Below are 25,168 nucleotides of genomic sequence, written 5' to 3' on the forward strand. Positions count from 1 at the left end.
GCCGAAAATATGTGCATTATCACTTAAGTCTTCACTAATTTTCCTTAATTGCTATATATCACCCCGATAATTCTCGGTTATTCAATCGACTATCTGCCATCGTCCTTGCCCAGTTACCCATAGTTGCTTATCATCAGGGCACAAGATTTTAAGACTAGGGTCGATATGCGTTATTTAGCATTGTTGATGGGACTTTTGGCTGCGCCGAGTTATGCACTGACTCAGGTGGATATTTTCAGTGCCGAAGTGGCTATCAATTCAGAACAGAAAGAGCCAGAGAGAGCGGCTAGAAATGAAGGCATGCAACAGGTGCTGGTCCGTGCAACTGGCCAAACAGACGTTGCTGCTAATGAGACGGTAAAAAAGGCGATGCGCCAAAGTGCTCAATACCTGTCACAAATGAGTTTTGGTGAGGCAAGTGAGCAAACTACGTTGCGCATGCGCTTTAATGGCGCTCAGATTCGTAACCTACTGACTCAAGCTCAATTACCTTACTGGCCTGAAACGCGTTCCAATGTATTAGTGTGGCTAGTCGAAGAGCAAAACTACGACAAGAATATCGTTTGGGAACACTCGAATTCTAAGCTAGCGGCAGGCATTCAACAAAACGCGAAACTGCGTGGTTTACCAATTACGCTACCTGTGGGTGACTTCGATGACATTACAGGTATTGCAACGTCTGATCTGTGGGGCGGTTTTGTTTCACCTATCAGCCAAGCAAGTCAACGTTATCCTGTGGATGCGGTGCTGGTTGTGCGTGCGCAGCCGTCAGGTCTACGTTGGACGCTTTATGATCAACAGCCTAATCAGATAACCAGTTCACCGAAATCACCAGTAACGGGGTCTGTTTCAGGCAGTGGTGCGTCTGCTTCTCAGTCATTAGTTAACGAGATCAGTAACTACTACGCTAAGAAAAGTGCGGTCACAGTCGCGAGCGAGTCTTCGGAGTCAATTCTTGCACAATTCATTAGCTTGAATAATGCACAAGACTTCTTCCAGCTAGAGAATGCATTAAAAGCACTTAACTCTGTAGCAAGCTTAGATATCCTGAAGATTCAGAATCATGAAGTGACGTTTAGAATTCATCTGTTATCGACTCAAGATGAATTTGAGACAGAAGTGGAGCGCCTACGTTCAGTGGCGAAAGTTGAAGCATCTTATATAGAGCCAGAGCAGATGCCTGAATTTGAAGCGCAAGACAACACCTTGTCGGTGGGTGGCGTGGAACCACAATCGGAAGCTGAGAATGCGCCACAAGTGGTCACTCCAAGTAACTTATCTGCGGAAGTCAAAGCGTCGGACGCAGAGTCAGAGACGAATGCTACTGACGAAGACGAAGCAGTCGTAGAACTCGCAGGCAGTGAAGTTGTTGAGACTACCAGTGCTCCAAAACCGCTAAAGCCAAGCCTGGTTTATGAGTGGATTCGATAATCGAGCTTCAAAATGAAGAAAGCCCTGCAATGCAGGGCTTTTTTATGGCTGTTGTAATCGATAACGGCACTAACGAAGAGAGCACTTACCAATTACTGTTCAAACTTGGCTTTCTCTTTCTTTTCGACTTCAGATAGGCGTTTAAGCTTAATGCCCAGTTCTCTCGCTCGGAAACGAGCAAACAGAATGTTCCCAGCGAAACCTAAGGTCGTGAGCAGAAGCTCAACTGCCGCGAGCATGCGCTCACCACCATCGACATATAAAATCGTTAATGCATGTAGAAAATAGAGCATCAAGATGAAGTTAGCCCACGCATGGGTGTAAGGCTTAGCCGCCAAAATACCCGGTAGCGGCAATAGCAGTGGTACCGCCCATACAATCGCTAGCGTAACGTTGTCTAAATGAGGGTGCGGGGAAAGGGTCATCTGCCATGCAACTACCCAGCCCAAAAGCAATAAGTTACCCAATAAAGCAAAGTAACGAAATAGCTTAGTCTTGGGAGACATCGCTTTTTCAGACATATACATAATCAAGATATTCCTTTCTGGTTTATTGCCGTTCTCGCCAAACGCTTTCCAAGATTTTGTGCCAGTTCAATCTCTTCTTTGCTTAACGTGCTGTTTTCACCAGCGCTGCTTGCGCCGTAAGGTGTGCCACCCGTTTGAGTGGTGTGTAGAGCAGGTTCAGAGTAGGGAATTCCCATAACAAGCATGCCATGATGCAGTAACGGTAGCATCATCGTTTGTAGAGTGGTCTCTTGACCACCATGCAAAGAGGAAGAAGAGGTAAAGACGCAGGCTGGTTTATCGATGAGATCACCGTTAACCCATAGCGGGGTCGTGCTATCCCAGAAGTGCTTCATCGCCCCTGCCATATTACCAAACCACACAGGGCTGCCTAGCGCTAAGCCATCACATCCTTTTAGGTCCTCAAGGCTAGCGCACGGGTCGTGCACTGTAACGTCATTACGTGGAGAAGGATCGCCGGTGTGGATCTCTTGCACTGTTCGTAACACGGCTTCACAACCAGAGACTGATTCAACGCCACGCGCGATCTGTCGAGCCAATGCGAGTGTGTTGCCGTGACGACTGTAATATAAGACCAGTATTGAAACGCTCATAAAGCCTTATAGGATCTCTAGTACTTGCTCTGGTGGGCGACCGATTTTTGCGCGGTTATTGGCAACAACAACAGGGCGTTCAAATAGTTTTGGGTTATCCGCCATCGCTGCGAATAGTTGCTCATCGGTTACAGAACTATCGCCTAGGTTTGCTTCTTTGTAATCCGCTTCTTTTGTTCTCATCATCTCGCGAACGGTTTCAAAACCTAGTTGGGAAAACAGAACCTTTAGTTGCTCAACAGACAGAGGTGTCTCTAGGTATTTGATGATTTCTGGTTGAACACCATTTTCTTCAAGAATCGCTAGAGTTTGACGGCTCTTTGAGCAACGAGGGTTATGATAAATTACGACAGACATGGTTCTTCCTCGGAATTATTTTTAGTTTATTTCTGTGAGGGCGACACGTTGGTCACCCTCACAGGTTGAGTCTTGCTTAAGGTGATTACTATTGTAGTGCCAAGAAGCGTTCACGTTGAATCATTAATTGGTCAATACGTGCGTCGTAACGCGCTTGTTTAAGGCTGCCTAACTCGGCGATTTGACTGGCTTGAGTGTAGTACTGGATCGCTTTATTCCAGTTCGCTTGCAGAGCTAGAATTTCCGCTCGTGCAGCTAAGTCTTCATCACTGTTACCTAAGTCGATATTTGCTTTCGATAATAGGTGCCAACCGTTGGTGTCATTTGGGTTGTCGTGAGTATAACGCTGTAGCACTCGGACCGCTTCCTGCTGCTCCTGGTTCTCAAGTAACGCATTAGCGTAATTGATTGTCAGCACTGAGTTATTTGGTTGACGTACTAATGCCGCCTTCAGCTCTTTGATCGCCTTTTGCGGTTTTTTCTGTTCGATGTGCAGATCCGAGATCGCATCGAGATAGAAAAGGTTGGTCGGGTCATTGGTGATCAGCTTGTTTAGAATCGGTTCGGCTTTATCAAGCTTCTTCGTATCTAGGTATACCAGCGCCTGTCCGTACTCTAGAGATGGGATCATAGATTTCGGAGCTTTCTTCAACTTACGCTCAAACCAATCTAATGCCGCATCGCCATCAATACCTGCATAGCGAGCAACAATGCGCGCTCTGGCCAAATGGTAGTCAAGTGATGGTGCGAGTTTGAGAGGCGGGTAACTGCGAGCACGTGCGCGCGAGTCGGTAATACGGTCCTCTGGTAATGGGTGAGTCAGCAACATTGGTGGTGGTGTACTTGCATAACGGTACTCGTCAGCAAGACGGCCAAAGAAGCGTGGCATTGCATTCACATCAAATCCAGCTTTAGCCATGGTACTGATACCAAAGCGATCGGCTTCTTTCTCGTTGCTACGCGTGTAGTTGATCTGGCTCTGCATGTTTCCAGCTGTTGTGGCTGTCAGAGCCGCAATACCTGCTTCTGGTGCCGCGATTGCCAATAACACCGATGCAGCGAGTGCAGCAATGGTAGCCGGCGAGCGACGAGCTTGATCTTCCATACTTCGTGCTAAGTGGCGCTGAGTCACGTGTGCGATCTCGTGAGCCAGTACCGAAGCCAGCTCACTTTCAGATTGAGCGTGCAGGAAAAGACCAGAGTGCAATGCGACATAGCCACCAAAGAAGGCGAATGCGTTGATGTTTCTGTCGCGAATCATGAAAAAGTTGAACGGCGTTTTTACGTCGTTGGCATTGGCGACGAGTCGGTGACCTAAGCTATCAATGTATTGATTAAGCACGGGATCATTAATCACAGGCTGACTGCTACGAATGATGCGCATGTAAGCATCACCATAGATCAACTCTTGGTCTATGGTCAGGGTGCCGCCGGCCGCCGTTCCGATATCGGGAAGGTCCAAACTATTTGCTTGAGCCTGTAATGGGGTGCCGAGTGTTGTAGCGATGCATAAGCAAGCTATTGAGCGAGCGCGTTTAAACATATTAGTCAGTAATACTCCGTTTCTTCTGACAGTAAGACAAGGACAACACGAAATGGTTCTTTATCTGTTCTCACCTTTGTTTAAGTACGTGCGTTAAACTAAAGGTTGCGGAATGAAAGATGGCACGTTTTCAAAAACAGATTACAATACGACCCTTATAATAAGCATCGAGCTAGATAATGAAACCTAATATTCTAGATTTACGCCAAGAGCGCTGCCCAATGGCGTTATTATTAGCCAAGCGTCACAGTGTTAAGTTAGAAAATGGTCAGTCCTTGTTGATATATATTGCTGATCAGAGCTCAATGACCGATATTGTAAGCTTTTTATCCAAGCATGCCTTTAGTGTAGAACTTGAAGCTTGCTCTGGTCATCACCAAATCCAAGTTACAAAAAAGGAATTGCAATCAAATGCTTGAAATGATGAATCGTTGGTACAAACGACGTTTTTCTGATCCACATGCAGTCAGTTTGGTGGCCATCATTTTATTTGGTTTTATTACCATCTATTTTTTCGGTCATTTGATCGCACCACTGCTGGTAGCAATTGTGCTTGCCTATCTACTTGAGTGGCCAGTGACACAACTACAGCGCCTCGGTTTGCCAAGAACACCTTCAGTGATGTTGGTTATCTTGATGTTCTTCAGTGTGATGCTGATAGCCCTATTTGGTTTGGTTCCAACCATTTGGAATCAGGTTGGCAACTTGCTTAACGATATCCCAAATATGTACCTCGGGCTGCAAAAGTTCATCGCGACGATCCCTGAACGTTACCCAGAACTGGCTAATTTACAGATCGTAGAGTCAGTGATGTCGAACGCGAAAAACAAAGTGTTAGGCATGGGTGAGAGCGTTGTGAAAGGCTCGCTAGCTTCACTGGTGAGTATTGCAACGCTTGCGGTATACCTAATCTTGGTACCACTACTCATTTTCTTCTTGCTGAAAGACAAAGAAGAGATGATCAGAATGGCGAGCGGACTACTGCCTCAGAACCGTCGTTTGGCAACCAAAGTATGGGTTGAGATGAACCAACAAATCTCAAACTACATTCGCGGCAAGGTACTAGAGATCTTAATTGTCGGCGGTGTGAGCTACGTAACTTTCGCTATCCTAGATCTGCGTTATTCAGCGCTGTTAGCTGTCGCGGTTGGCCTATCGGTGTTGATTCCGTACATTGGTGCAGCGGCGGTAACCGTGCCGGTGGCTATCGTTGGTTTGTTCCAGTGGGGACTGGCGCCACCGTTCTACTGGCTGCTATTGGCGTACGGTATCATCCAAGCACTGGATGGTAATGTCTTAGTTCCTGTGTTGTTCTCAGAGGCAGTAAACTTGCATCCGGTGGCTATCATTGTCGCGGTATTGGTGTTTGGTGGTCTATGGGGCTTCTGGGGCGTCTTCTTCGCGATTCCTCTCGCAACGTTAGTGAAGGCCGTTTGGAACGCTCTACCAAGCCATGCTTTAGAAGATGAGATAGAACAAGCGTAGCTCTCTTGATTGAAAATACGATTTAAAAGAAAGGCCGAATATTTAAGATATTCGGCCTTTCAATTTTATTGGACTGAAACAGTTTCAGAAGCTGGTTTAGTCTTGCTTGAAGTAATCTAGAACCACTTCATGGTGCGTTTTGGTCTTGAACTTGTTGAATACGTGTTCAATAACACCTTCTTCGTTGATTAAGAAGCTGATGCGGTGCAGGCCATCGTAAACCTTACCCATGAATTTCTTCTCGCCCCAAACACCAAACTGTTCAGCTACGGCGTGGTCTTCGTCAGAAAGCAGTGAGAAGTTCAGTGATTTCTTGGTAATGAAGTTTGGTAGACGTTTAACTGGGTCGATGCTTACACCAAGAACCACAACGTTTAGTGCATCTAGCTCAGCTTTGATGTCGCGCAGACCTTCTGCTTGCACGATACAACCTGGTGTCATCGCTTTTGGGTAGAAGTAGAAAAGGACTTTCTTGCCTTTGAAGTCACCAAGAGAAACGATGTTGCCATCTTGATCTGGAAGAGAGAATGCAGGTGCTGGAGTGCCAGCTGTCAGCGTATTCATGACATTTCCTTTTTAAAGACTGTTTTTGATAAAGTTGAGCGAGCCTTGGACTGATAGGCTCTGACACAGCGCGTTAAATTCTTCTTGTAGCTGCATCAGGTTACATTCTGATTGAACAGAAGCAGTAATTGAAATATGGAATTGATCGTTGTCGAGTTGTACTTTCGACTTGTTGATGGTCTGCGCGCTGAGCGAGTCCAAACCAATCTCTCTATCGGCGAAGAACTGGGTGAACTTTTCGGTGAGCCCAAGCCTATCGTCAGACTCGATAAACACTTCGAGTGTATAGGAGTTCTCGATATGATCATGCGGGGACGTTCGCTTCATGATAGTAATCAGGTCATGCTCCTGACCAAGCAAGGGTAGGGTCGTCTCCACACGCGTAATATTGTTGGCTTTGCCTGATAACAGCATGATGAGAGTAAACTCTTCACCAAACATCGCGATACGGCTGTCGATAATATTACAGCCTGATTGGGTGACTAACTGAACCACTTGGTTACAAATACCCGGGCGATCTGTGCCCATTGCAGTGATTACTAGATGTTGAGTCATAAAATCACGTCTCTTTATATTCCATTGATGAGAGCATGTTAGCACAGATACAGGAACTAATGAGTGAAGGTCGGGGTGTTTTTATGAGTCACTTAGACTTAAGTGGGTACTCAATGAGCGGAGTTTGAGCTGAGTATGACACTTCAGTTTGAGAACATATTGAGAAAAGCCTACCACTAACCGAGCGCTGACAAGTTAGGTGTTAAATCGGTTACATTGGGCGTCAGCAAATCATTTCTAGCATTGAACCTGCTTATAAGTCGTTTGACCTCTAACATACGACAATATTTCATACAGTTGTGGCCGTGAAGCGACTTTAATCGCTTGTGTTTATTAATCGGCTTACAGTAACATGCAAAAAGAACAAATTAAGGGAGATAGACATGTTTTCAGGAAGTATCGTTGCGCTGGTTACACCATTTAATTCTGACGGTGAAGTGGATTTCGAAAGCCTTAAAAAACTGGTCGAGCACCACATTGCTGCAGGTAGTGATGGTCTAGTAGCAGTAGGCACTACGGGTGAATCTTCTACATTGACTATCGAAGAGCATGTCAAAGTCGTTACTAAGATGGTTGAGTTTGCTGATGGCCGTATTCCTGTGATTGCAGGTACGGGTGCAAATGCAACTCATGAGTCAGTACTGTTCAGCCGTCTGCTCAATGGTTCTGGTATTGCAGGTTGTCTAAGTGTGACACCTTACTACAACAAACCAACACAAGAAGGTTTGTACCAGCACTACAAAGCGATCGCAGAAGTGAGCGACGTTCCTCAAATCTTGTACAACGTACCGGGCCGTACGGCAGTAGACCTATTGCCAGAGACTGTGGCCCGTCTTTCAAAGATTGAAAACATCGTTGCACTTAAAGATGCGACGGGTGATCTAGACAGAATTGCAATTCATCGTGAACTTTGTGGCGAAGATTTTATCTTACTAAGTGGTGACGACCTCACAGGCCTAGAATTCGTAAAACGTGGCGGTGATGGTGTTATCTCAGTAACGAATAACGTTGCAGCAGCTGACATGGCTACTATGTTTAAGCTGGCGAAAGAGGGCAAATTTGAAGAGGCAGAGATCATTAACGAGCGTTTAATGCCACTTCACAAACATTTGTTCATTGAATCTAATCCAATTCCAGTAAAATGGGCGGTTCATAAAATGGGTTTGATCGCTGAGGGCAGTCTTCGACTTCCGCTGACAGAACTGTCAGAACCAGCTCAACCTATCGTTGCGCAAGCAATGACAGAAGCGTGTATTTACTAAATGTTTGAAACAGTGCCGAAGCTTGTCTTCGGCATTTAGGAGTATAAATGAAGTATTCTCACCAGCTAGTGATCGGCTCACTGGCTGTTTTCGTTCTTACAGCATGCTCTGGCAGCCCGACTCAACGTCGTCAAGCCAAGGATGACTTCGAATACTTAGAAACCCCAGCGTTGACTCAATGGCAACTGCCTGAAGACGCTACCCCTCAATTCTACCCAAACTACGATATCCCTAAGGGAGAGTTTGCTGGTGGTATTGGCCGCGATGTTGATATTCGCCCACCACAACAGGTGTTGGAGCTTATCCCTGGTGCGCGTGCTGAGCGTCAAAACGGTGAAGTCACTCTTTGGTTACTGCGTGTTGAAGAAGCTGACCGTGTGTGGCAAACCGCCGTGGACATGCTAACAGAGCGTAACATCGGTATTCGTGAGCAGTCTGATAAAGAGATTGAGACCGATTGGGTTACTTGGGTCTCTGAAGACGAAGAAGTTGAGATCGGCAGTCGTTACACTATCTCTCGCTTTGAGGCGAATAACCGTCACGGCTTTAAGATTAACTTGATTGATTGGCGTGAGGGTTCTGAAGAGAAGCCTGTTTCAGCGACCAATAAAGAGCGTTACAACGCCTTCATGACCAACTTGGTGATGGCGAAGTATGACGAGAACTTGCGTGCCGAAGCAGCATTGAAAGCACAAGAGCTGGTTAAGAAGATCCCAATTTCTATGGGCTCAGACCGTAGTGGATTCCCGGTGATAATCGCACGTACGCCTTATAATGTACTGTGGCAGCGTCTGCCTAAGCTTCTGCCTCAGATGGGCTTTGAGCTAGAGGAACGTAACCAGTCACAAGGTACTGTGAAAGCGAAATATGCGTCACCAGATGACGAGTTTTGGGATGAGATTGGTCTTAAGCCGATCGACCTAAGCCCGGGTACATACACCTTCCTATTTGGTGACTTAGGTAACCGTACGTCTATCAACGTGACTGATGCTTCAGGCAAACCAGTGGAAGAAGAGCTATTGAAGTCTCTGGTTCCTATCTTGGCGCATGTAGCAGATCAAACTAAAGATACCAAAGAGAAGTAACTTAGCTGATACGTTACTGTCTCAATGACATCAATTAAAAAAGAGGACGCTATGTCCTCTTTTTTGTGTCTGTTAGCTTGAGAATGACGGCTCGGTATCGTCTATTCGTTACTTGTCGTCGAGGTTTTCTCGATTGAGTTTGTCTAAACGGTTGAGCTTGTCGAGATCACTCTCTTTTTTCAATTTATCAGCCTTGCCGACGTTCATGTTTGCCGTGTACTTGAGTGCTGCAATGTTACCAACGACAACACTAACCACGATAAAAATGATGACCCAAGGGTTGGTTAGCCATTCAAGCATATAAGCTCCTAGTTACTGATATTCGTTATGAAACGATCATAGATGGATTCAAGGTGCTCCATAACGACCTCATACCCTAATATTGGCTCAGACTGAAGTTGATTGCCAAGTAGGGGACACGATAACTGTGATAGACAAAGCTGCGCAGTGCGTTTATGACTAATGTGCCACGGCTCCACAGCCACGCCTCCTAAGTCCTTGCGATATGGGAAGAAAAAACTAAACTCATCAGCGTTAGCTTCTAGCCATTGATAAAAGCTGTGTTGGTGGCCTTCGAAGTATTCCCAAGGCTCTAACTGCAGTTGGGTGTCAGCGGGAAGATAATTGCGAGCAAAGACGTCAAAATCAGTCCCCCAGTGGTGACGACTGGCACCGGGTAGGGCAGACCAGCGCAAGATAGCCCACAGTTTTTCAGTGTCCGTTAACTGAGCGGCATCTAACGGTTGACTACCACTGTCTAAAATAGCGGTTTCTCCTGCGTATTTTCGATTCCAGATCAACGACTGACGCTGATAGCTTCGAAAGCCACTGGCGATCTCCATTTTGTAACCTGCTTGCTCGGCGGCAGCGACTAAGCTGTGAAGATCTTGGGCGACCTCATGATGTACAAGAAAGGTTTTACTTCCAATTAATGTCTCTGCTAAATGAGACTCTACTTGTCCGGTTAACTCTTTAGGTGTCATGAGGTTGCCCAACTTTATTGTTGTCTTTCTGGTTTTTAAAGACTATGAGTTTGCTAGTAGGTTCACCAATGTACGTTGGTACATGTCAGTCAGCTTCTCTAGGTCAGCGACTTTCACACACTCGTTCACTTTGTGAATTGTTGCATTCACCGGGCCTAGTTCCACAACCTGTCCACCCATGCGTGCAATGAAGCGGCCGTCAGAAGTACCACCAGTGGTTAACAGCGCTGGTTTTACGTCGTTTACGTGGTCAACGGCATCAACGATGGCATCCAGAAGAGCACCGGTATCAGTCAGGAACGGGTCGCCATTGAATGTCCACTTCAGGTCGTATTCAAAGTCGTACTTGTCTAGAGTACTCGTGATGCGCTCTACAATGATGTCGTTGCTTAGTTCAGTACTAAAACGAAGGTTAAACTGAACATTGAATTCACCAGGAATTACGTTTGATGCACCTGTGCCTGCGCTCACGTTTGGAATTTGGAAGCTAGTTGGTGGGAAGTAATCATTACCTTTATCCCACTCGGTTGTTGCAAGCTCATGAATCGCAAGCAGAGAGCTGTGTACAGGGTTATTCGCTAGGTGCGGGTAGGCAACATGGCCTTGTGTACCTTTGACTGTAAGATCGCCTGTGATTGAGCCACGGCGGCCATTTTTCACTACATCACCGACGAATTCTGTACTTGAAGGTTCACCCACGATACACATGTCGATATTCTCGCCACGAGCCATCAGTGTTTCAACAACGCGTACAGTACCGTTAATGAATGGTCCTTCTTCATCCGAAGTGATCAAAAAGCCGATAGAACCTTTGTGATCAGGGTTTTCTGCGATGAACTGTTCAACGGCAACAATCATCGAAGCCAGTGAACCTTTCATGTCCGCTGCGCCACGGCCGTGAAGGTAACCATCAACAATCGTTGGTTCGAATGGTGGCGTATCCCAAAGCTCTGCAGGACCAGAAGGAACGACATCTGTATGACCTGCGAAAGCGAACAGCGGTGCTTCTGTGCCACGGCGAGCCCAAAAGTTGGTGGTGTCTTCGAATACCATCACCTCGATTTCAAAGCCGAGAGCTTTGAGGCGATTGATCATTACTTCTTGGCAGCCAGCGTCTTCTGGTGTTACTGATTGACGGCTAATGAGATCTTTTGCCAGAGCCAAAGTTGGGCTGTCTGTCATCCTTGAGTTCCTTGTTCTACTTGTCTTTTGTTTTTTTAAAAAACGTGGCGTTTGGTCACCACGTTTCTAAAGTTGTGTTCAGTGCTAGTGCAAATGAGGATTAAGCAAAAATAGCGGAATATTGATCAGCTTTGAAGCCAATATGCAGCTTATCTTCAACTTTTAGAATTGGTCGCTTAATCATTGCAGGTTGTTCAACCAAAAGAGCGATGGCATTTTCTTCATTTAGACCATCTTTTTGTTCTTGAGTGAGCTGGCGATAAGTCGTGCCACGCTTGTTAAGCACTTGTTCCCAACCTAGCTCCTCACAGAAGCCGCGGACTAGAGCTTCATCGACACCTTGTTTGCGGTAATCGTGAAATTCGAAGCCGATCTCTTCAGCTTGTAGCCACTTCTTCGCTTTTTTGATTGTGTCGCAGTTCGGGATACCAAACATTGTGATAGTCATTATTCTTCCTTTTGGTGATCTTCTTTCATTGTTATGTGTGGAATCCTATCAGGAACTCGGAATTCAGACAAAACAGAGTGAGGAATATTTCAAAGAACGAAAAAAAACAGTAAGAAAATGTCACGAATGGAGACTTATTGATCAACCTCAACATGTCGGATGAGAAAAAAGAAATAATTAACTGGCACAGATATAGGAGGTGTCAATGGAGTTGAGTCCTGTTTTTGCAAGGCGGCTATATTTAGCGTTACTCGTCGAAAGCCTTGAAAGGCCGAATGTGCCTAAACTCATCGAAAAAACGGGTTGGCCTCGTCGTACTATTCAAGATGTACTCAAGGCGTTACCGGGGATCGGTATCGAACTCATGTTTATTCAAGATGGGCGACGTCATAATGATGGTTACTATCAGTTATCTGATTGGGGACCATTCGACAGTCAATGGGTTCTGGAACGTAAGAGTGATATAGCGTCCAGTCTTGGATTTAGTGCATAAGCCAGCGAAAGCTGGCTTTTTCTTTTCTATCAACTCGTTTTCAATCTAATGTTATCGAAAGCGTGAAAACACTATGGGCAGTCATAAGCAGCGCCAAGCATGGTCACCGATGTCGCGAAGTCTTGCGGTAGCGTAAAAATGGCGGTGTTTGCACCTAGCGCGATAGCATTAGATTTAAGCTCATTCATCGCTCCTTGAACCAAGGTATCATTCGGGAAGAATAGATAGCTATACCAATGCCCCTCGCTCCCGGTTATCTCCCCTTTGTATTGGCAACTACTGACGTCAATAATGCCATGGTAGTCCATCTTTACTAGGTGAGCGTTCTCATGTGGCACTTTAGTCGGGGTTGTACACCCTGCTAGTAGGCCGAGAGCCAGTAGCCCTAATGTTAGTCGTTTCATTTCATCATCTCACGATTGAGTAATGTAGGCAGCGAAGCCAAGCCAACTCACAATCAATAGTACCCACGGCAGCATACTTTGTTTTTGTGCTGGTTCTGCGGCGGGCTCAGTGGCGACTTCTTTGGCTTGAGCAAGGTTTTGCTGCTTCTCTTTTTGTTGCTTCTTTTTAGCCTTATCGGCCTGACGGTTTCGCTCTTTTTGCTGTTTCTTGTACTGCGCGATGCCTTTCTCGATGCCTTGAGCAATGAGTTTAGTCTGCTCTTTGGTTTGGCCTGGCTTTTGAGTTGCTTTAGCAATTTTGAACGCTTCTTGTTGGGATTCAACAGAAGGTGTCTGTGTCTTCTTTTTCATGCTGAGATAATCGTTAATACCAATATGTAGATAAGATAACGTAAACCTAGAGAAGTATGAATGATTTGCGTTAAAGTGTCTGTTTTCTAATAAGCTGAAGTGAGAGCTGTGCGGTATTCTTTAGAACAATATGATAAACACGGCTTTCTTAAAGCTCCGATTTTACTGTGGCTGGGTTGGTTGTTTTTGGCCAAGGCCTTGGTCGTGTTTGTTGTGGCTGGTGCTAGTCGAGAGTCAGGAGCTAAAATACTAGAGATAGTTTACCCCGACCATCAAATGTTTTATGTGGGAATTGCTCTCAGTGTGCCGAGCGTTCTATTGATGTGGCTGCTTGGCCTGAGATCGCCGGAACGTCCGTACATTAATACGATTGTCTCTTGGGGGCGATGGGTCACCCTTTTCGCTGTTTTAAGTCAGTTTGCACATACCGTTTATCTTGTCTATCTCGATCACGGTGTGTTTCATTGGTTACATGGTGTCACACTGACGCTGTTATTGTGGTTTTTAATCTATCTCATCAAGAGCAATACTGTACGAGATTGTTTTATCACCGTTGAAGCTGAAGACTGACAATAATCAAAAATAATTAATACAATCATATTTATACTAGAAGCTAAAAATGAAAGGATCGAACTATGCTTAACTCTTCAAATGAGCAGCCTCAAGCGCAAGGTGCTATTTTACCTGAAGCTGGGCCTTTCGCTCTGTATGTGCAGCTAAAAGTCGTAAACAATGCACCACAAGTATTAGAACAACTAAAGCAGCTACCTTCTTTAGTTGCAGAACTGAACGAGACACAACCAGAGTCTAACCTGACTCTTTCATTGGCTTTCTCTAAAACATTCTGGGACAAATTTGAACAAGCGGCTCCGGCTGACTTAATCGCGTTCCCGGCACTTGGTGAGGGTGACATAACGGCACCAAGCACAGACTCTGATGTGCTGCTTCACTGCCACTCTAACCGCCACGATTTGCACTTCTATGTGATTCGTAAGTTGCTAGAGCAAGTGTCTGAAGATGTAGAAGTCGTTGATGAGACTTACGGCTACCGCTATCTAGATTCCCGTGATATGACGGATTTTGTCGATGGCACCGAGAACCCGAAAGATGCTCAGCGTGCTGAAGTGGCACTTATCCCTGAAGGTGAATTTGCGGGTGGCAGTTACGTTATGGTTCAGCGTTTTATCCATAACCTACCTGCTTGGAATCGCCTAAATGTTAAAGCGCAAGAGAAAGTAGTCGGCCGTACTAAGCCTGATTCTATTGAGCTAGAAGATGTGCCTGCAGCATCGCACGTTGGCCGTGTTGATATCAAAGAAGAAGGCAAAGGTCTGAAAATTGTTCGTCATAGCCTGCCTTACGGTAGCGCGACAGGCGATCACGGCTTGCTATTCATCGCTTACTGTAATGTTCGCCATAACTTTGATGCAATGCTTGAAAGCATGTATGGCGTAACAGATGGTAAGACTGACCAATTGCTTCGCTTTACCCGTGCAGTGACTGGCGCTTACTACTTCGCACCGTCACAGCAGATGTTGGCTGAACTGTCGATTAAGTAGCGATAGCCGTAGCGACAATTAAATAAACACAAAAAGGGGCGTTATGCCTCTTTTTTTGATTAAAGAGTTGGCAAAGTTGGTCGATATAGAAGCAACGATTGACTTTATTACCTCCCAACGGATAAGCGAACATCTATGGCTATTACGGTAAATACCAATGTTTCAGCACTGGTGGCACAGAGAAATCTCTCTAATGCCAGCAACATGCTGAATCAATCTTTGGAGCGACTGGCTTCAGGTAACCGTATTAATAGCGCTAAGGATGACGCTGCCGGTCTACAAATCTCAAATCGACTTGAAGCGCAAATGAGCGGTATTGACGTTGCGGTTAGAAACGCTAACGACGGTATCTCTATTATGCAGACCGCAGAGGGTGCGATGAATGAGACCACCAATATCATGCAACGCATGCGTGACCTTTCTTTGCAGTCAGCGAATGGTTCGAACAGTAAATCTGAGCGAATTGCTATCCAGGAAGAGATTACTGCTCTTAATGACGAGCTGAACCGAATTGCCGAAACGACTTCATTTGGTGGCAAGAAGCTATTGAATGGCAGTTTTGGGAATACCGCTTTCCAAATAGGTGGTAGTTCTGGTGAGGCGGTACAAGTAGGCCTAAAAAGTATGCGAACAGATGGCATCGACATGGGCGGCTTTAGCTATGTTGCTAATGGTATGGCTGATAAGAGTTGGGCGGTGAGTTCAGGTAATACTGAGTTCAATATGTCGTTTACCGATCGTTTTGGGCAATCTCAATCCATCTCGATCAATGCTAAGGCGGGTGATGATATTGAGCAGCTTGCGACCTATATTAACGGCCAAACAGACCAAGTATCTGCATCGGTTAATGAAGATGGGCAGCTACAAATCTACATGGCGGGCGATCAAACGTCAGGAACAATCTCCTTTTCAGGTTCTCTAGCGGATGAGTTATCCATGTCATCAGGTCGCTACGAATCGGTCAATGATATTGATGTAACTAGCGCTGGTGGAGCGCAACGAGCGGTATCTATTCTTGATACAGCAATGAAGTACGTAGATAGCCATCGCTCAGAGCTGGGGGCGATGCAAAATCGATTTGATCACGCGATTAATAACCTGCAAAACGTACATGAGAATTTGGCGACCTCAAACAGTCGCATTAAAGATACCGATTACGCCAAAGAGACCACCCAGATGCTCAAGCAGCAAATCTTGCAGCAGGTGAGCACAACTATTCTTGCTCAAGCCAAACAGGCGCCTAATTTGGCGTTAACTCTGCTGGGGTAAATTGCCACGTCTCTCGGCAACACTTCTGACAACTTTAGTGTTTTTTCTCCTTTTTTCTTATATTTACCCCACCAATCACGTTTTTTCATTCAACCGAATTTATTTCTGAATTTTCTCATTTTTTCTCTAAAGGTTTCAGATTTAGCGCCGTTATTAAAAGTAACTTTGAGAGAACTACTTGGTTTTCCGAGACGTCGGAAACCGCAACACCGGAAAATCAATTGGAGAAATCACTATGGCAGTGAATGTAAATACCAACGTTTCAGCGATGACTGCGCAACGTTACCTAAACAACGCAAACAGCGCTCAACAGACTTCTATGGAGCGTCTAGCTTCTGGCTCTAAAATCAACAGCGCAAAAGATGACGCTGCGGGCCTACAAATCTCTAACCGTTTGAACGTACAAAGCCGCGGTCTAGACGTAGCAGTACGTAACGCGAACGACGGTATCTCGATTGCACAAACTGCTGAAGGTGCAATGAACGAGACAACAAACATCCTGCAACGTATGCGTGACCTTTCTCTACAATCTGCAAACGGTTCAAACTCTAAGTCTGAGCGTGTAGCGATTCAAGAAGAAGTAACAGCACTGAACGACGAACTAAACCGTATCGCAGAAACAACCTCTTTTGGTGGTAACAAGCTTCTGAACGGCACACACGGTACTAAGTCTTTCCAAATCGGTGCAGACAACGGTGAAGCCGTAATGCTTGAGCTGAAAGACATGCGTTCAGATAACGCTCAAATGGGTGGTAAGAGCTACCAAACTGAGAGTGCAAAAGATAAGAACTGGAACGTTCAAGCGGGCTCTAACGACCTGAAAATGACGTTCACAGATAACTTTGGTCAAGCTCAAGAAATCGACATCAATGCAAAAGCAGGCGACGACATCGAAGAGCTAGCAACTTACATCAACGGTCAACAAGACTCTGTAAAAGCGTCTGTAACTGAAGAAGGTAAGCTGCAAATGTTCGCAGGTAACAACAAAGTAGACGGCAACGTAGACTTCTCAGGTGGTCTTGCGGGTGAGCTTGGCATTCAAGGTGGTAAAGAAGTAACGGTTGATACTATCGACGTAACATCGGTAGGTGGCGCTCAAGAATCTGTTGCTATCATCGATGCTGCACTGAAGTACGTAGATAGCCACCGTGCAGAGCTGGGTGCATTCCAGAACCGCTTCGACCACGCTATCAACAACTTAGATAACATCAACGAAAACGTGAATGCATCTAAGAGCCGTATTAAAGACACAGACTTCGCGAAAGAAACGACGCAAATGACTAAGTCGCAAATTCTTTCTCAAGCGTCTAGCTCGATTCTTGCTCAAGCGAAGCAAGCACCGAACTCAGCACTTAGCCTACTTGGCTAATTAGAAATAAAGTTGAAACCGAAAGCTAGGTGGTCAAACACCTAGCTTTCTTTTTATGAGTGAAATTTACCGAATGATTAATTGTATTGATGGTGTGGGTTGTATCATCCAGATGTATGCAATTGGTGTCGAAGGAACGACACAAATGGTGAGTTGGGGTAAACCTAGCTAAATGGAATACAACTAAATGGTATCGATACAAACCAATATATCTTCCTCTATTGCTCAGCGACATCTTGGTGAAGCTCAAAGCCAAGCCGTTGACGCTCAATCAAAACTGCAATCCGGCTCGCGTATCAACGCGGGTAGTGACGATGCTGCAGGCCTTCAAATAGCCAATCGACTTAAAGCTCAAACCCGAGGGATTGATGCTGCATTGTCGAATGCGACTAATGCTGACTCTATTGCACAAACTGCCGAAGGCGCGCTGCATGAAAGTACTAATATGCTCCAAAAACTCCGTGATCTTGGATTACAGGCGTCCAATGGTGCATTGAGTCGGGATGAGCGCGAAAGTATCCAGATCGAATCGGAGATGCTGATCAATGATCTTGATCGTATTGCATCCTCAACGACCTTTGCAGGGGATGAGCTATTTGATGGCTCTTTTGGAAAGCGTAACTTCAATCTTGGTCCTGATTCGAATGCGGTCTCGCTCACGCTTAAGAGCATGTACACCAATATCCCGCAGATGGGAGGGCAGTTTACAGAAGCAAATAGTGACGTCGATGAGAACTGGCGAGTCTCTTCTAATGAGCAAGGTTTACGTATCAGCTATCAAGATAGCAATGATGAGTCACAGGCGCTCGATTTTAAGCTTAAAGAGGGCGATGATATCTATCAGGTAGCCACCTATATTAACGGGCAGCAGGATGTGGTTAGAGCATCAGTAAACGAAGAACACCAGCTTCAGTTGTTCGCTGCTCATGCCGATTCTCCTCAAGGCTTTGAAGTATCGGTAAGCGCCGCGAATACCTTCAATTTTGATGATACTCAGGCGATATCGTTAGATGATGTGGACATGACAACCGTCGGTGGAGCGCAGCTTGGTGTTGCGGTTATTGATGCCTCATTGAATTATGTGGACGGGCATCGTAGTGAAATCGGTGGTTTCCAGAACGGAGTCAGCCGCACTATGAATAGCCTCAACAATACCTTTCATCGTATTGCTGATTCAGAGGGGCAAATCAAAGATACCGATTACGCTAAGGTTACTACAGAGTTGACTAAATCTCAGATGCTTGAACGTGCGACGTCAACACTGCTCGCACAAGCGAATCAAGATACGGGTACCGCTCTTTCTTTATTAGGCTAACTTTTCCAGACAACAAAAAACGCAGCCGTGAGGCTGCGCTTTTTGAACTTTTGAAATGCTAAGTAAAGATTACTTAGTCACTTTCAGAACTGGAGTTTCACCCACAGTTACAGAACCAGCAAGTTTGTTCAGCTCTTTGATTTCGTCCATGTTAGAGATAACAACTGGAGTAAGAGTTGATTTTGCTTTTTCTTCTAGAAGCGCTAGGTCGAAAGTGATGATAGTGTCACCAGCTTTAACAGTTTGGCCTTCTTCTGCTACGCGAGTGAAGCCTTCGCCTTTAAGTTCAACAGTATCGATACCGAAGTGAACGAATAGCTCAACACCGTCGTCAGACTCGATAGAGAATGCGTGGTTAGTTTCGAAGATCTTACCGATAGTACCGTTAACTGGAGCTACCATTTTGTCGCCAGCTGGTTTGATCGCGATGCCGTCACCAACGATTTTCTCAGCGAAAACAACATCTGGCACGTCTTCGATATTTACGATTTCACCAGATAGAGGTGCGATGATTTCGATTGCACCAGCGTCAGCGCTGTCATCAGATACTAGCTTCTTAAGTTTGTCAAACAGACCCATTGTGTCATGCTCCTAACGTTTAGTTTTATTCTGTAGAATATACTATACCAATCTAGCAAATTAGACGACTTTTTTTAGTCGTCTAATCATATTAAGCCATTGGTGATTACTGAGTTTTCTCAGCGATGAACTTTTCTACTACTGCTTGGATTTCTTCAGCAGTTGGTAGAGAAAGTGCTTCATCTGCCATTGCTTTAACTTCTGCGAAGTTAGAGTTACGGATAACTTTCTTCACTTTAGGGATAGAGATACCGCTCATAGAGAACTCATCTAGGCCCATACCTAGTAGAAGCAGTGTTGCACGCTCATCACCCGCAAGCTCACCACACATACCAGTCCACTTACCTTCAGCGTGAGACGCATCGATAACCTGCTTGATTACTGTTAGAACAGCAGGAGACAGTGGGTTGTAAAGATGAGAAATCATCTCGTTACCACGGTCTACAGCAAGTGTGTACTGAGTTAGGTCGTTAGTACCGATAGAGAAGAAAGCAACTTCCTTCGCTAGGTGGTGCGCGATAGCTGCCGCAGCTGGAGTTTCAACCATTACACCGATTTCAATATCTTCATCGAATGCTAGGCCTTCAGCGCGAAGCTCAGCTTTGTACTCTTCGATAGCTTTCTTCAGTTCACGGATCTCTTCAACAGAGATGATCATTGGGAACATGATGCGAAGCTTACCGTGCGCAGATGCACGAAGGATACCGCGTAGTTGGTCACGTAGGATTTCGCGACGATCTAAGCTGATACGTACTGCACGCCAGCCTAGGAACGGGTTCATCTCTTCTGGAAGATCCATGTATGGTAGATCTTTGTCGCCACCGATATCCATAGTACGGATGATCACTGACTCACCGTTCATTGCTTCTGCAACTTCTTTGTACGCTTGGTACTGCTCTTCTTCAGTAGGAAGTGCATCACGGTCCATGAATAGGAACTCAGTACGGTACAGACCAACGCCTTCACCACCGTTACGGATGATGCCGTCACAGTCTTTAACAGTACCAATGTTACCGCAAACTTCTACACGGTGACCGTCTAGAGTTTCTGCGTGTAGATCTTTAAGTTTTGCTAGCTCTTCTTTTTCAGCTAGGAATGCAGCTTTAACTGCTTTTGCTTCTTCAAGCTCAGCTTCTGATGGGTTGATAACAATCTTGTTATTCATCGCATCAAGAATAAGCATGTCGCCGTTCTTCACTTGCTTAGTGATATCGTTAGTACCAACGATAGCAGGAAGCTCTAGTGAACGCGCCATGATAGATGTGTGAGATGTACGACCGCCGATGTCACAAGCGAAGCCTAGTACGTAGTCTAGGTTGATTTGTGCAGTTTCAGATGGCGTTAGGTCGTATGCTGCTAGGATAACTTCTTCATTGATATCGCTTAGAGAAACGATATTGATGCCTAGTGCATTTTTAACAAAACGAGTACCGATATCACGGATATCAGTTGCACGTTCTTTTAGGTATTCGTCGTCTAGTGACTCAAGCGCAGATGCTTGCTCTTCGATAACCGTGTGGATTGCGTTATCAGCGTGCATCTTGTCGTTCTTGATGAGTGCTAGGATTTCTTCCTCTAGCTCTTCATCTTCAAGAAGCATGATGTGACCTTCAAAGATCGCCTCTTTTTCTTCACCGAAAGTCTCAAGCGCTTTTTGCTTAACAACTTCTAGTTGAGCTGCAGATTTGTTACGTGCGTCAAAGAAACGCTGAACTTCTGCTTCAACTTGGTCATCAGTGATAGTGTTAGTGTTTAGAACGATTTCATCTTCTTGAAGTAGTAGTGCTTTACCGATAGCAATACCAGGAGATGCTAGGATACCTGAAATCATAGCTTTACCTTAAGTTGGTCAACTGTAAACGGGAGAGTGTGTGACTTTTTCCGCTTGGCGTTATGCCGAGCTTATTCTGTTCTATTTCGAACAAAGCCACTTTGCAGGGCAAAATGGCTTTGAAAGAAGGAGACCGAATTAGTGTAGTTGGTCCATTAGAGCAACTAGGTGGTCTACAGCTTGCTGAGCTTGTGGGCCTTCAGCAGAAATAGAAACTACAGTACCTTTAACTAGGCCTAGAGTTTGTAGTTTGAATAGGCTCTTAGCGCTTGCGCTTTTACCGTTAGAAGTCACAGTGATGTCTGCGTCGAAAGATTTTGCTTCTTTAACGAACTGTGCAGCTGGACGAGTGTGAAGACCGTTTTCTGCTGTGATTTCTACTTGCTTCTCGTACATTTTATATACCCCAATTAATTTATTATTTGTAAAGTTTATAACCAAGTTTAGCTTAACTTCTTTGACATGCATGCGCCAGAGTGTAGTACGCCATGTTCGTGTTTGAACAGTTTGGTTAAAATTTTATCCAGCCATGGTGCTCTTTTGTGAGAACTCACGACTTTCAGAATCTGGTTTATTGCTTCTTTTATTTTGAAGCGAAAAATAAAACAGGGGTGATATTACCAAAGGTGAGGCAGGGATCAACAAAAAAGCCCCAATTAGGGGCTTTTTTAGACCAAATATTGATTTGACCACATATTACTGTTGGTTCTCTTTGTCGGTAAAAATGCCGGCGAATAGGGCTGTGCTGAGGTATCGCTCGCCTGAGCTTGGTAAAACTGTAACAATTGTTTTCCCAGCAAATTCAGGTAGTTCCGCTAGACGGTTTGCTGCAACTACTGCTGCACCAGAAGAGATACCAGCTAGGATGCCTTCTTCAGCCATTAGGCGCTGTGCCATTTCAATTGCTTCTTCTGAAGTCACCGACTCAACACGGTCTACAAGCTCTAAATCAAGGTTACCAGGGATGAAACCTGCGCCGATACCTTGGATTTTGTGTGGTGCTGGCTGAATTTCATCGCCTGCAAGCGCTTGGGCAATCACTGGAGATTCTGCTGGCTCAACCGCTACAGAAGTAATTGCTTTGCCTTTTTCACCTTTAATGTAACGGCTTGTACCAGTAATCGTACCGCCAGTACCAACACCCGCTACAAATACATCGATCTCACCGTCAGTCGCTTCCCAGATTTCAGGACCAGTAGTCTTCTCATGGATCTCTGGGTTTGCAGGGTTGTTGAATTGTTGAAGAAGTAGGTACTTCTCTGGATCGCTTGCAACAATTTCTTCTGCTTTTGCGATCGCGCCTTTCATGCCTTTAGCCGCTTCTGTTAGCTCAAGGTTGGCACCTAGTGCTTTAAGTAGCTTACGACGCTCAAGGCTCATTGACTCAGGCATAGTTAGCGTTAGTTTGTAACCACGAGCAGCTGCAACGAAAGCAAGTGCCACACCAGTGTTACCACTTGTTGGTTCTACAAGCTCTACGCCTGGCTTAAGAGTGCCAGCTTTTTCAGCTTCCCAGATCATGTTCGCGCCGATACGACACTTAACGCTGAAGCTTGGGTTACGAGCCTCCACTTTCGCTAGTACATTACCTTTACTTACTTTGTTCAAACGAACCAGTGGTGTGTTACCGATCGTAAGGGAGTTATCTTCGTAAATCTTGCTCATGGAATATTCCTTCATTTGATGACAGAACTAAACGCGGCATATCAATGACTTAGTCGTCCCGTTTATTTCAATGTTTGTTTAACTTGAATTTAGATTAAACAAGTTGAAAAAAAGGTAAAAGGATTAAAAAGTTATATCATATAGATATGTAGCAGAATGCACGCCCATTTTGATAGAAATCAGTGATTCAACAAAATGGGCGAGAGTTCTGCTAATAGTAGAAGAGGTTAGCGAAGGTGAGTAAATTGCCCTTTGTGTTCTGATACCCACATAGCAGTCGCGCCACATACTGCTACAGGTACAACAATCAGATTAAGGATTGGAATGGTTGTGAAAATAGAAACCAATGCTCCAAATCCATAGCTCTTACCTTGCTTTTGTTTCAGTGAGCTTCTCATATCATCAAAGCTGATTTTGTGGTTATCAAACGGGTAATCTGCGTATTGAATTGCCAGCATCCACGCTGTAAAAATGAACCACAAAAACGGCGCGACAGTTTGACCAAGAGCTGGGATCAGCAACAATAAGAAAAGCCCGATTGCTTTTGGTAGTGTGTAAACCAGCTTGCGCCATTCACGAGCTAGGATACGCGGCGTATCTTTAACCACGTCCATTAAGCCATCGTCATTCACTTTTTTGCCCGTTAAAAGTTCTTCTACTTTCTCTGATAGTAAGCCGTTAAATGGGGCGGCGATGAAATTTGCTAAGGTACTAAAGAAGTATGAGAAGGTGGCAAGAATGGTCAGCGCCAGCAGAGGCCACAAAACATAAGTCAACCAAGTGAGAAAGCTAGGAAGGCCTTCTAACCAGCCATCAATCCAAGTATTGAGGTTAGAAAAGATGTAAAACAACGCGCCACCAACCAACAATACGTTAGCTAATAAGGGCATCAGTACGAATTTACGGATACTTGGAGAAAGAGCGATTTTAGCGCCGAAAATGAAATAGCCGAAGCCAGAGCGAGGAATCGATAAATTAGTCATATTGGAATATCAGCTCACATAAGGGGAGTTGGTTAAATAGCAAACACCTATAGTGTACTCGACCGATATTAAGAAAAAAAGCGTGGTGAAAATCACATCAACTGAGGAACTTATTGTATTAAGTTGTTCTAAAACAGTAGCTACTTTTGATACAGTAGTGAGATTGGTCAAATTAACCTAACTGATATAGCGACCTGAAAATTCAGGGTGACTATGAAAGCTGAGAGCGAAAAATGCAGGAATTGCGATTTGTACTCATTATTGTTGGCGCATTAGCGATCGCCGCATTATTGTTCCACGGACTGTGGACGAGTAAAAAAGAAGGGAAAGCCAAATTTGGTGATAAGCCACTTGGCAAGCTCGACAACGACAGCTTAGATGACGTGGGCGCCATGCCAGAGCGCTCTTTCGCGCCAGAAGACGACTTCGAGATCATTCGTAAAGAGCGTAAAGAACCGGACTTTGCTGTATCACCAACAAATGCAGACCCATTGATTGATTCAGATCCGCTGACTTCAAGCCCATCGGCGAAAAGTGAGCAAGAGGATCTTGAGCTCAACGATCTACCATCTTTCAGTGTTGAGACTCCTGTTAAAGAAGAGCCAGAATTTCAAACAGAGGCACCCGCTGAGCCAGTTGTCCCAAGCTTTGAGTTAACCGAAGAGCAAAAAGAGAGCCACGCTGACTTTAAAGAGCATTACGGCGCTATGTCGCAAGAGCCTGAGTTTGACACTCAGCCTGTCCAACAGAATTTGCAACAAGAAGACACAGCACCAACCGTTGAAGCGGCAACTGCTGCACCTCAAGAAGCACAAGAAGATGACATGGGCTTGGAAGTGATTGTACTAAATGTACATTGTGCCGGTGAAACGCCGTTTGTAGGTACTGAGCTTTTCCGCAGTATGGAAAACAATGGACTAACCTATGGTGAGATGTCTATTTACCACTGCTTTGCTGAAGCTGCAGAGACACCGAAAGTGATCTTTAGTGTCGCGAACATGATGCAGCCAGGTACGTTAGAACACGACAACCCTGCAGACTTCACAACCAAAGGCATTTCGTTCTTTATGACGCTGCCTTGTTACGGTCAGGCTGATCAGAACTTCAATGTTATGTTGAGCGCAGCACAACAAATTGCTGACGATTTGGGCGGTAACGTATTGGATGAGTCAAGAAACCTGATGACGCCAAACCGCTTGTCTGATTACCGCAAACAAATTCGAGACTTTATGGCTAATCAAAGCGCTTAGTAGACAATGTAAGCCTTACAGTTAATCTATAATGATAGAAAGGGCTCCTGATGGGGCCCTTTTTGATATTTCAATCTGACAGAGA

Annotated in this window: 29 protein-coding genes; 12 read left to right on the forward strand and 17 right to left on the reverse strand. The window is 45.1% G+C overall.

Going from position 1 to position 25,168, the window contains the following annotated elements:
* Positions 1-165: 165 nt before the first annotated feature.
* Positions 166-1,431: a DUF2066 domain-containing protein gene (locus AC6R05_RS03295; protein ID WP_500646578.1), complete on the forward strand. Its 1,266-nt coding sequence runs from the start codon at positions 166-168 to the stop codon at positions 1,429-1,431.
* Positions 1,432-1,523: 92 nt separating this feature from the next.
* Here AC6R05_RS03295 and AC6R05_RS03300 read toward each other — a convergent pair whose 3' ends face one another.
* The 4 genes from AC6R05_RS03300 to bepA all read right to left on the reverse strand — a co-directional run bounded on the left by AC6R05_RS03300 (position 1,524) and on the right by bepA (position 4,451).
* The gene (locus AC6R05_RS03300) at positions 1,524-1,961 is read right to left on the reverse strand and encodes a DUF2069 domain-containing protein (RefSeq protein WP_500646644.1); all 438 of its coding nucleotides are present in this window, start codon (positions 1,959-1,961) and stop codon (positions 1,524-1,526) included.
* The gene (wrbA, locus tag AC6R05_RS03305) at positions 1,961-2,551 is read right to left on the reverse strand and encodes an NAD(P)H:quinone oxidoreductase (RefSeq protein WP_500646579.1); all 591 of its coding nucleotides are present in this window, start codon (positions 2,549-2,551) and stop codon (positions 1,961-1,963) included. Before wrbA ends, AC6R05_RS03300 begins: the two co-directional genes overlap by 1 nt.
* Before the next feature lie 6 nt (positions 2,552-2,557).
* Complete coding sequence (gene arsC, locus AC6R05_RS03310; protein ID WP_032551733.1) at positions 2,558-2,908, reverse strand: arsenate reductase (glutaredoxin); 351 nt, start codon at positions 2,906-2,908, stop codon at positions 2,558-2,560.
* Positions 2,909-2,996: 88 nt separating this feature from the next.
* Complete coding sequence (gene bepA, locus AC6R05_RS03315; protein ID WP_500646580.1) at positions 2,997-4,451, reverse strand: beta-barrel assembly-enhancing protease; 1,455 nt, start codon at positions 4,449-4,451, stop codon at positions 2,997-2,999.
* A gap of 179 nt (positions 4,452-4,630) precedes the next feature.
* On the opposite strand from bepA, the gene AC6R05_RS03320 reads away from it, so the two are divergent.
* Positions 4,631-4,870, forward strand: a complete 240-nt coding sequence (locus AC6R05_RS03320; protein WP_500646581.1) for a sulfurtransferase TusA family protein — start codon at positions 4,631-4,633, stop codon at positions 4,868-4,870.
* On the forward strand, positions 4,863-5,936 hold the full coding sequence (locus AC6R05_RS03325; RefSeq protein ID WP_032551737.1) for an AI-2E family transporter: 1,074 nt from the start codon (positions 4,863-4,865) through the stop codon (positions 5,934-5,936). Before AC6R05_RS03320 ends, AC6R05_RS03325 begins: the two co-directional genes overlap by 8 nt.
* Positions 5,937-6,032: 96 nt before the next feature.
* Here AC6R05_RS03325 and bcp read toward each other — a convergent pair whose 3' ends face one another.
* Entirely contained in the window at positions 6,033-6,500 is a 468-nt protein-coding gene (bcp, locus tag AC6R05_RS03330; RefSeq protein ID WP_150869101.1) for a thioredoxin-dependent thiol peroxidase, read from the reverse strand.
* Between the two features lie 12 nt (positions 6,501-6,512).
* Positions 6,513-7,055: a glycine cleavage system transcriptional repressor gene (locus tag AC6R05_RS03335; protein WP_372068138.1), complete on the reverse strand. Its 543-nt coding sequence runs from the start codon at positions 7,053-7,055 to the stop codon at positions 6,513-6,515.
* A 383-nt stretch (positions 7,056-7,438) separates the two neighbouring features.
* On the opposite strand from AC6R05_RS03335, the gene dapA reads away from it, so the two are divergent.
* Positions 7,439-8,317 carry a 4-hydroxy-tetrahydrodipicolinate synthase gene (dapA, locus tag AC6R05_RS03340; RefSeq protein ID WP_152469140.1) on the forward strand — a complete coding sequence of 293 codons (879 nt, stop codon included), beginning with the start codon at positions 7,439-7,441 and terminating at the stop codon, positions 8,315-8,317.
* A gap of 47 nt (positions 8,318-8,364) precedes the next feature.
* Entirely contained in the window at positions 8,365-9,402 is a 1,038-nt protein-coding gene (gene bamC, locus AC6R05_RS03345) for an outer membrane protein assembly factor BamC (protein WP_500646582.1), read from the forward strand.
* A 108-nt stretch (positions 9,403-9,510) separates the two neighbouring features.
* Here bamC and AC6R05_RS03350 read toward each other — a convergent pair whose 3' ends face one another.
* From AC6R05_RS03350 to AC6R05_RS03365, 4 genes are all read right to left on the reverse strand, one after another.
* Positions 9,511-9,702 (reverse strand): DUF2897 family protein, encoded by a 192-nt coding sequence (locus AC6R05_RS03350; RefSeq protein ID WP_150869099.1) that lies wholly within the window; start codon positions 9,700-9,702, stop codon positions 9,511-9,513.
* 8 nt (positions 9,703-9,710) lie between these two features.
* Entirely contained in the window at positions 9,711-10,385 is a 675-nt protein-coding gene (locus AC6R05_RS03355; RefSeq protein ID WP_500646583.1) for a M15 family metallopeptidase, read from the reverse strand.
* Positions 10,386-10,427: 42 nt separating this feature from the next.
* Positions 10,428-11,567: a succinyl-diaminopimelate desuccinylase gene (gene dapE / locus AC6R05_RS03360; protein WP_032551744.1), complete on the reverse strand. Its 1,140-nt coding sequence runs from the start codon at positions 11,565-11,567 to the stop codon at positions 10,428-10,430.
* A gap of 100 nt (positions 11,568-11,667) precedes the next feature.
* Positions 11,668-12,015, reverse strand: coding sequence for an ArsC family reductase (locus AC6R05_RS03365; RefSeq protein WP_372068130.1), 348 nt, complete (start codon positions 12,013-12,015; stop codon positions 11,668-11,670).
* Positions 12,016-12,220: 205 nt separating this feature from the next.
* Between AC6R05_RS03365 and AC6R05_RS03370 the strand changes: the two genes are divergently transcribed.
* Positions 12,221-12,508, forward strand: coding sequence for a winged helix-turn-helix domain-containing protein (locus AC6R05_RS03370; RefSeq protein ID WP_032551746.1), 288 nt, complete (start codon positions 12,221-12,223; stop codon positions 12,506-12,508).
* Positions 12,509-12,579: 71 nt separating this feature from the next.
* Here the strand turns inward: AC6R05_RS03370 and AC6R05_RS03375 are convergent, their stop codons facing one another.
* Together AC6R05_RS03375 and AC6R05_RS03380 are read right to left on the reverse strand one after the other, a co-directional pair.
* On the reverse strand, positions 12,580-12,912 hold the full coding sequence (locus tag AC6R05_RS03375; RefSeq protein ID WP_500646584.1) for a DUF4156 domain-containing protein: 333 nt from the start codon (positions 12,910-12,912) through the stop codon (positions 12,580-12,582).
* 9 nt (positions 12,913-12,921) lie between these two features.
* A complete protein-coding gene (locus AC6R05_RS03380; RefSeq protein ID WP_150869094.1) occupies positions 12,922-13,263 on the reverse strand; it encodes a DUF2956 domain-containing protein in 342 nt (113 codons plus the stop codon).
* A 108-nt stretch (positions 13,264-13,371) separates the two neighbouring features.
* Between AC6R05_RS03380 and AC6R05_RS03385 the strand changes: the two genes are divergently transcribed.
* From AC6R05_RS03385 to AC6R05_RS03405, 5 genes are all read left to right on the forward strand, one after another.
* The gene (locus tag AC6R05_RS03385) at positions 13,372-13,833 is read left to right on the forward strand and encodes a DUF2919 domain-containing protein (protein ID WP_500646585.1); all 462 of its coding nucleotides are present in this window, start codon (positions 13,372-13,374) and stop codon (positions 13,831-13,833) included.
* A 65-nt stretch (positions 13,834-13,898) separates the two neighbouring features.
* A complete protein-coding gene (locus AC6R05_RS03390; protein WP_500646586.1) occupies positions 13,899-14,822 on the forward strand; it encodes a Dyp-type peroxidase in 924 nt (307 codons plus the stop codon).
* Between the two features lie 135 nt (positions 14,823-14,957).
* On the forward strand, positions 14,958-16,091 hold the full coding sequence (locus tag AC6R05_RS03395) for a flagellin (protein ID WP_285466089.1): 1,134 nt from the start codon (positions 14,958-14,960) through the stop codon (positions 16,089-16,091).
* A gap of 235 nt (positions 16,092-16,326) precedes the next feature.
* On the forward strand, positions 16,327-17,460 hold the full coding sequence (locus AC6R05_RS03400) for a flagellin (protein ID WP_500646587.1): 1,134 nt from the start codon (positions 16,327-16,329) through the stop codon (positions 17,458-17,460).
* A gap of 187 nt (positions 17,461-17,647) precedes the next feature.
* Positions 17,648-18,775, forward strand: a complete 1,128-nt coding sequence (locus tag AC6R05_RS03405; RefSeq protein ID WP_500646588.1) for a flagellin — start codon at positions 17,648-17,650, stop codon at positions 18,773-18,775.
* A 69-nt stretch (positions 18,776-18,844) separates the two neighbouring features.
* Here AC6R05_RS03405 and crr read toward each other — a convergent pair whose 3' ends face one another.
* From crr to cysZ, 5 genes are all read right to left on the reverse strand, one after another.
* Positions 18,845-19,354, reverse strand: coding sequence for a PTS glucose transporter subunit IIA (gene crr, locus AC6R05_RS03410; RefSeq protein WP_032551815.1), 510 nt, complete (start codon positions 19,352-19,354; stop codon positions 18,845-18,847).
* A 106-nt stretch (positions 19,355-19,460) separates the two neighbouring features.
* Positions 19,461-21,185, reverse strand: a complete 1,725-nt coding sequence (gene ptsI, locus AC6R05_RS03415; RefSeq protein ID WP_500646589.1) for a phosphoenolpyruvate-protein phosphotransferase PtsI — start codon at positions 21,183-21,185, stop codon at positions 19,461-19,463.
* Positions 21,186-21,323: 138 nt separating this feature from the next.
* The gene (locus AC6R05_RS03420; protein ID WP_032552209.1) at positions 21,324-21,581 is read right to left on the reverse strand and encodes an HPr family phosphocarrier protein; all 258 of its coding nucleotides are present in this window, start codon (positions 21,579-21,581) and stop codon (positions 21,324-21,326) included.
* A 300-nt stretch (positions 21,582-21,881) separates the two neighbouring features.
* The gene (gene cysK / locus AC6R05_RS03425; protein ID WP_032551817.1) at positions 21,882-22,850 is read right to left on the reverse strand and encodes a cysteine synthase A; all 969 of its coding nucleotides are present in this window, start codon (positions 22,848-22,850) and stop codon (positions 21,882-21,884) included.
* A 227-nt stretch (positions 22,851-23,077) separates the two neighbouring features.
* Positions 23,078-23,833 carry a sulfate transporter CysZ gene (cysZ, locus tag AC6R05_RS03430; protein WP_032551818.1) on the reverse strand — a complete coding sequence of 252 codons (756 nt, stop codon included), beginning with the start codon at positions 23,831-23,833 and terminating at the stop codon, positions 23,078-23,080.
* 233 nt (positions 23,834-24,066) lie between these two features.
* On the opposite strand from cysZ, the gene zipA reads away from it, so the two are divergent.
* On the forward strand, positions 24,067-25,083 hold the full coding sequence (gene zipA, locus AC6R05_RS03435) for a cell division protein ZipA (RefSeq protein WP_500646590.1): 1,017 nt from the start codon (positions 24,067-24,069) through the stop codon (positions 25,081-25,083).
* Positions 25,084-25,168 lie beyond the last annotated feature (85 nt).

Source organism: Vibrio sp. R11-SG3-ISO9, from assembly GCF_059834255.1.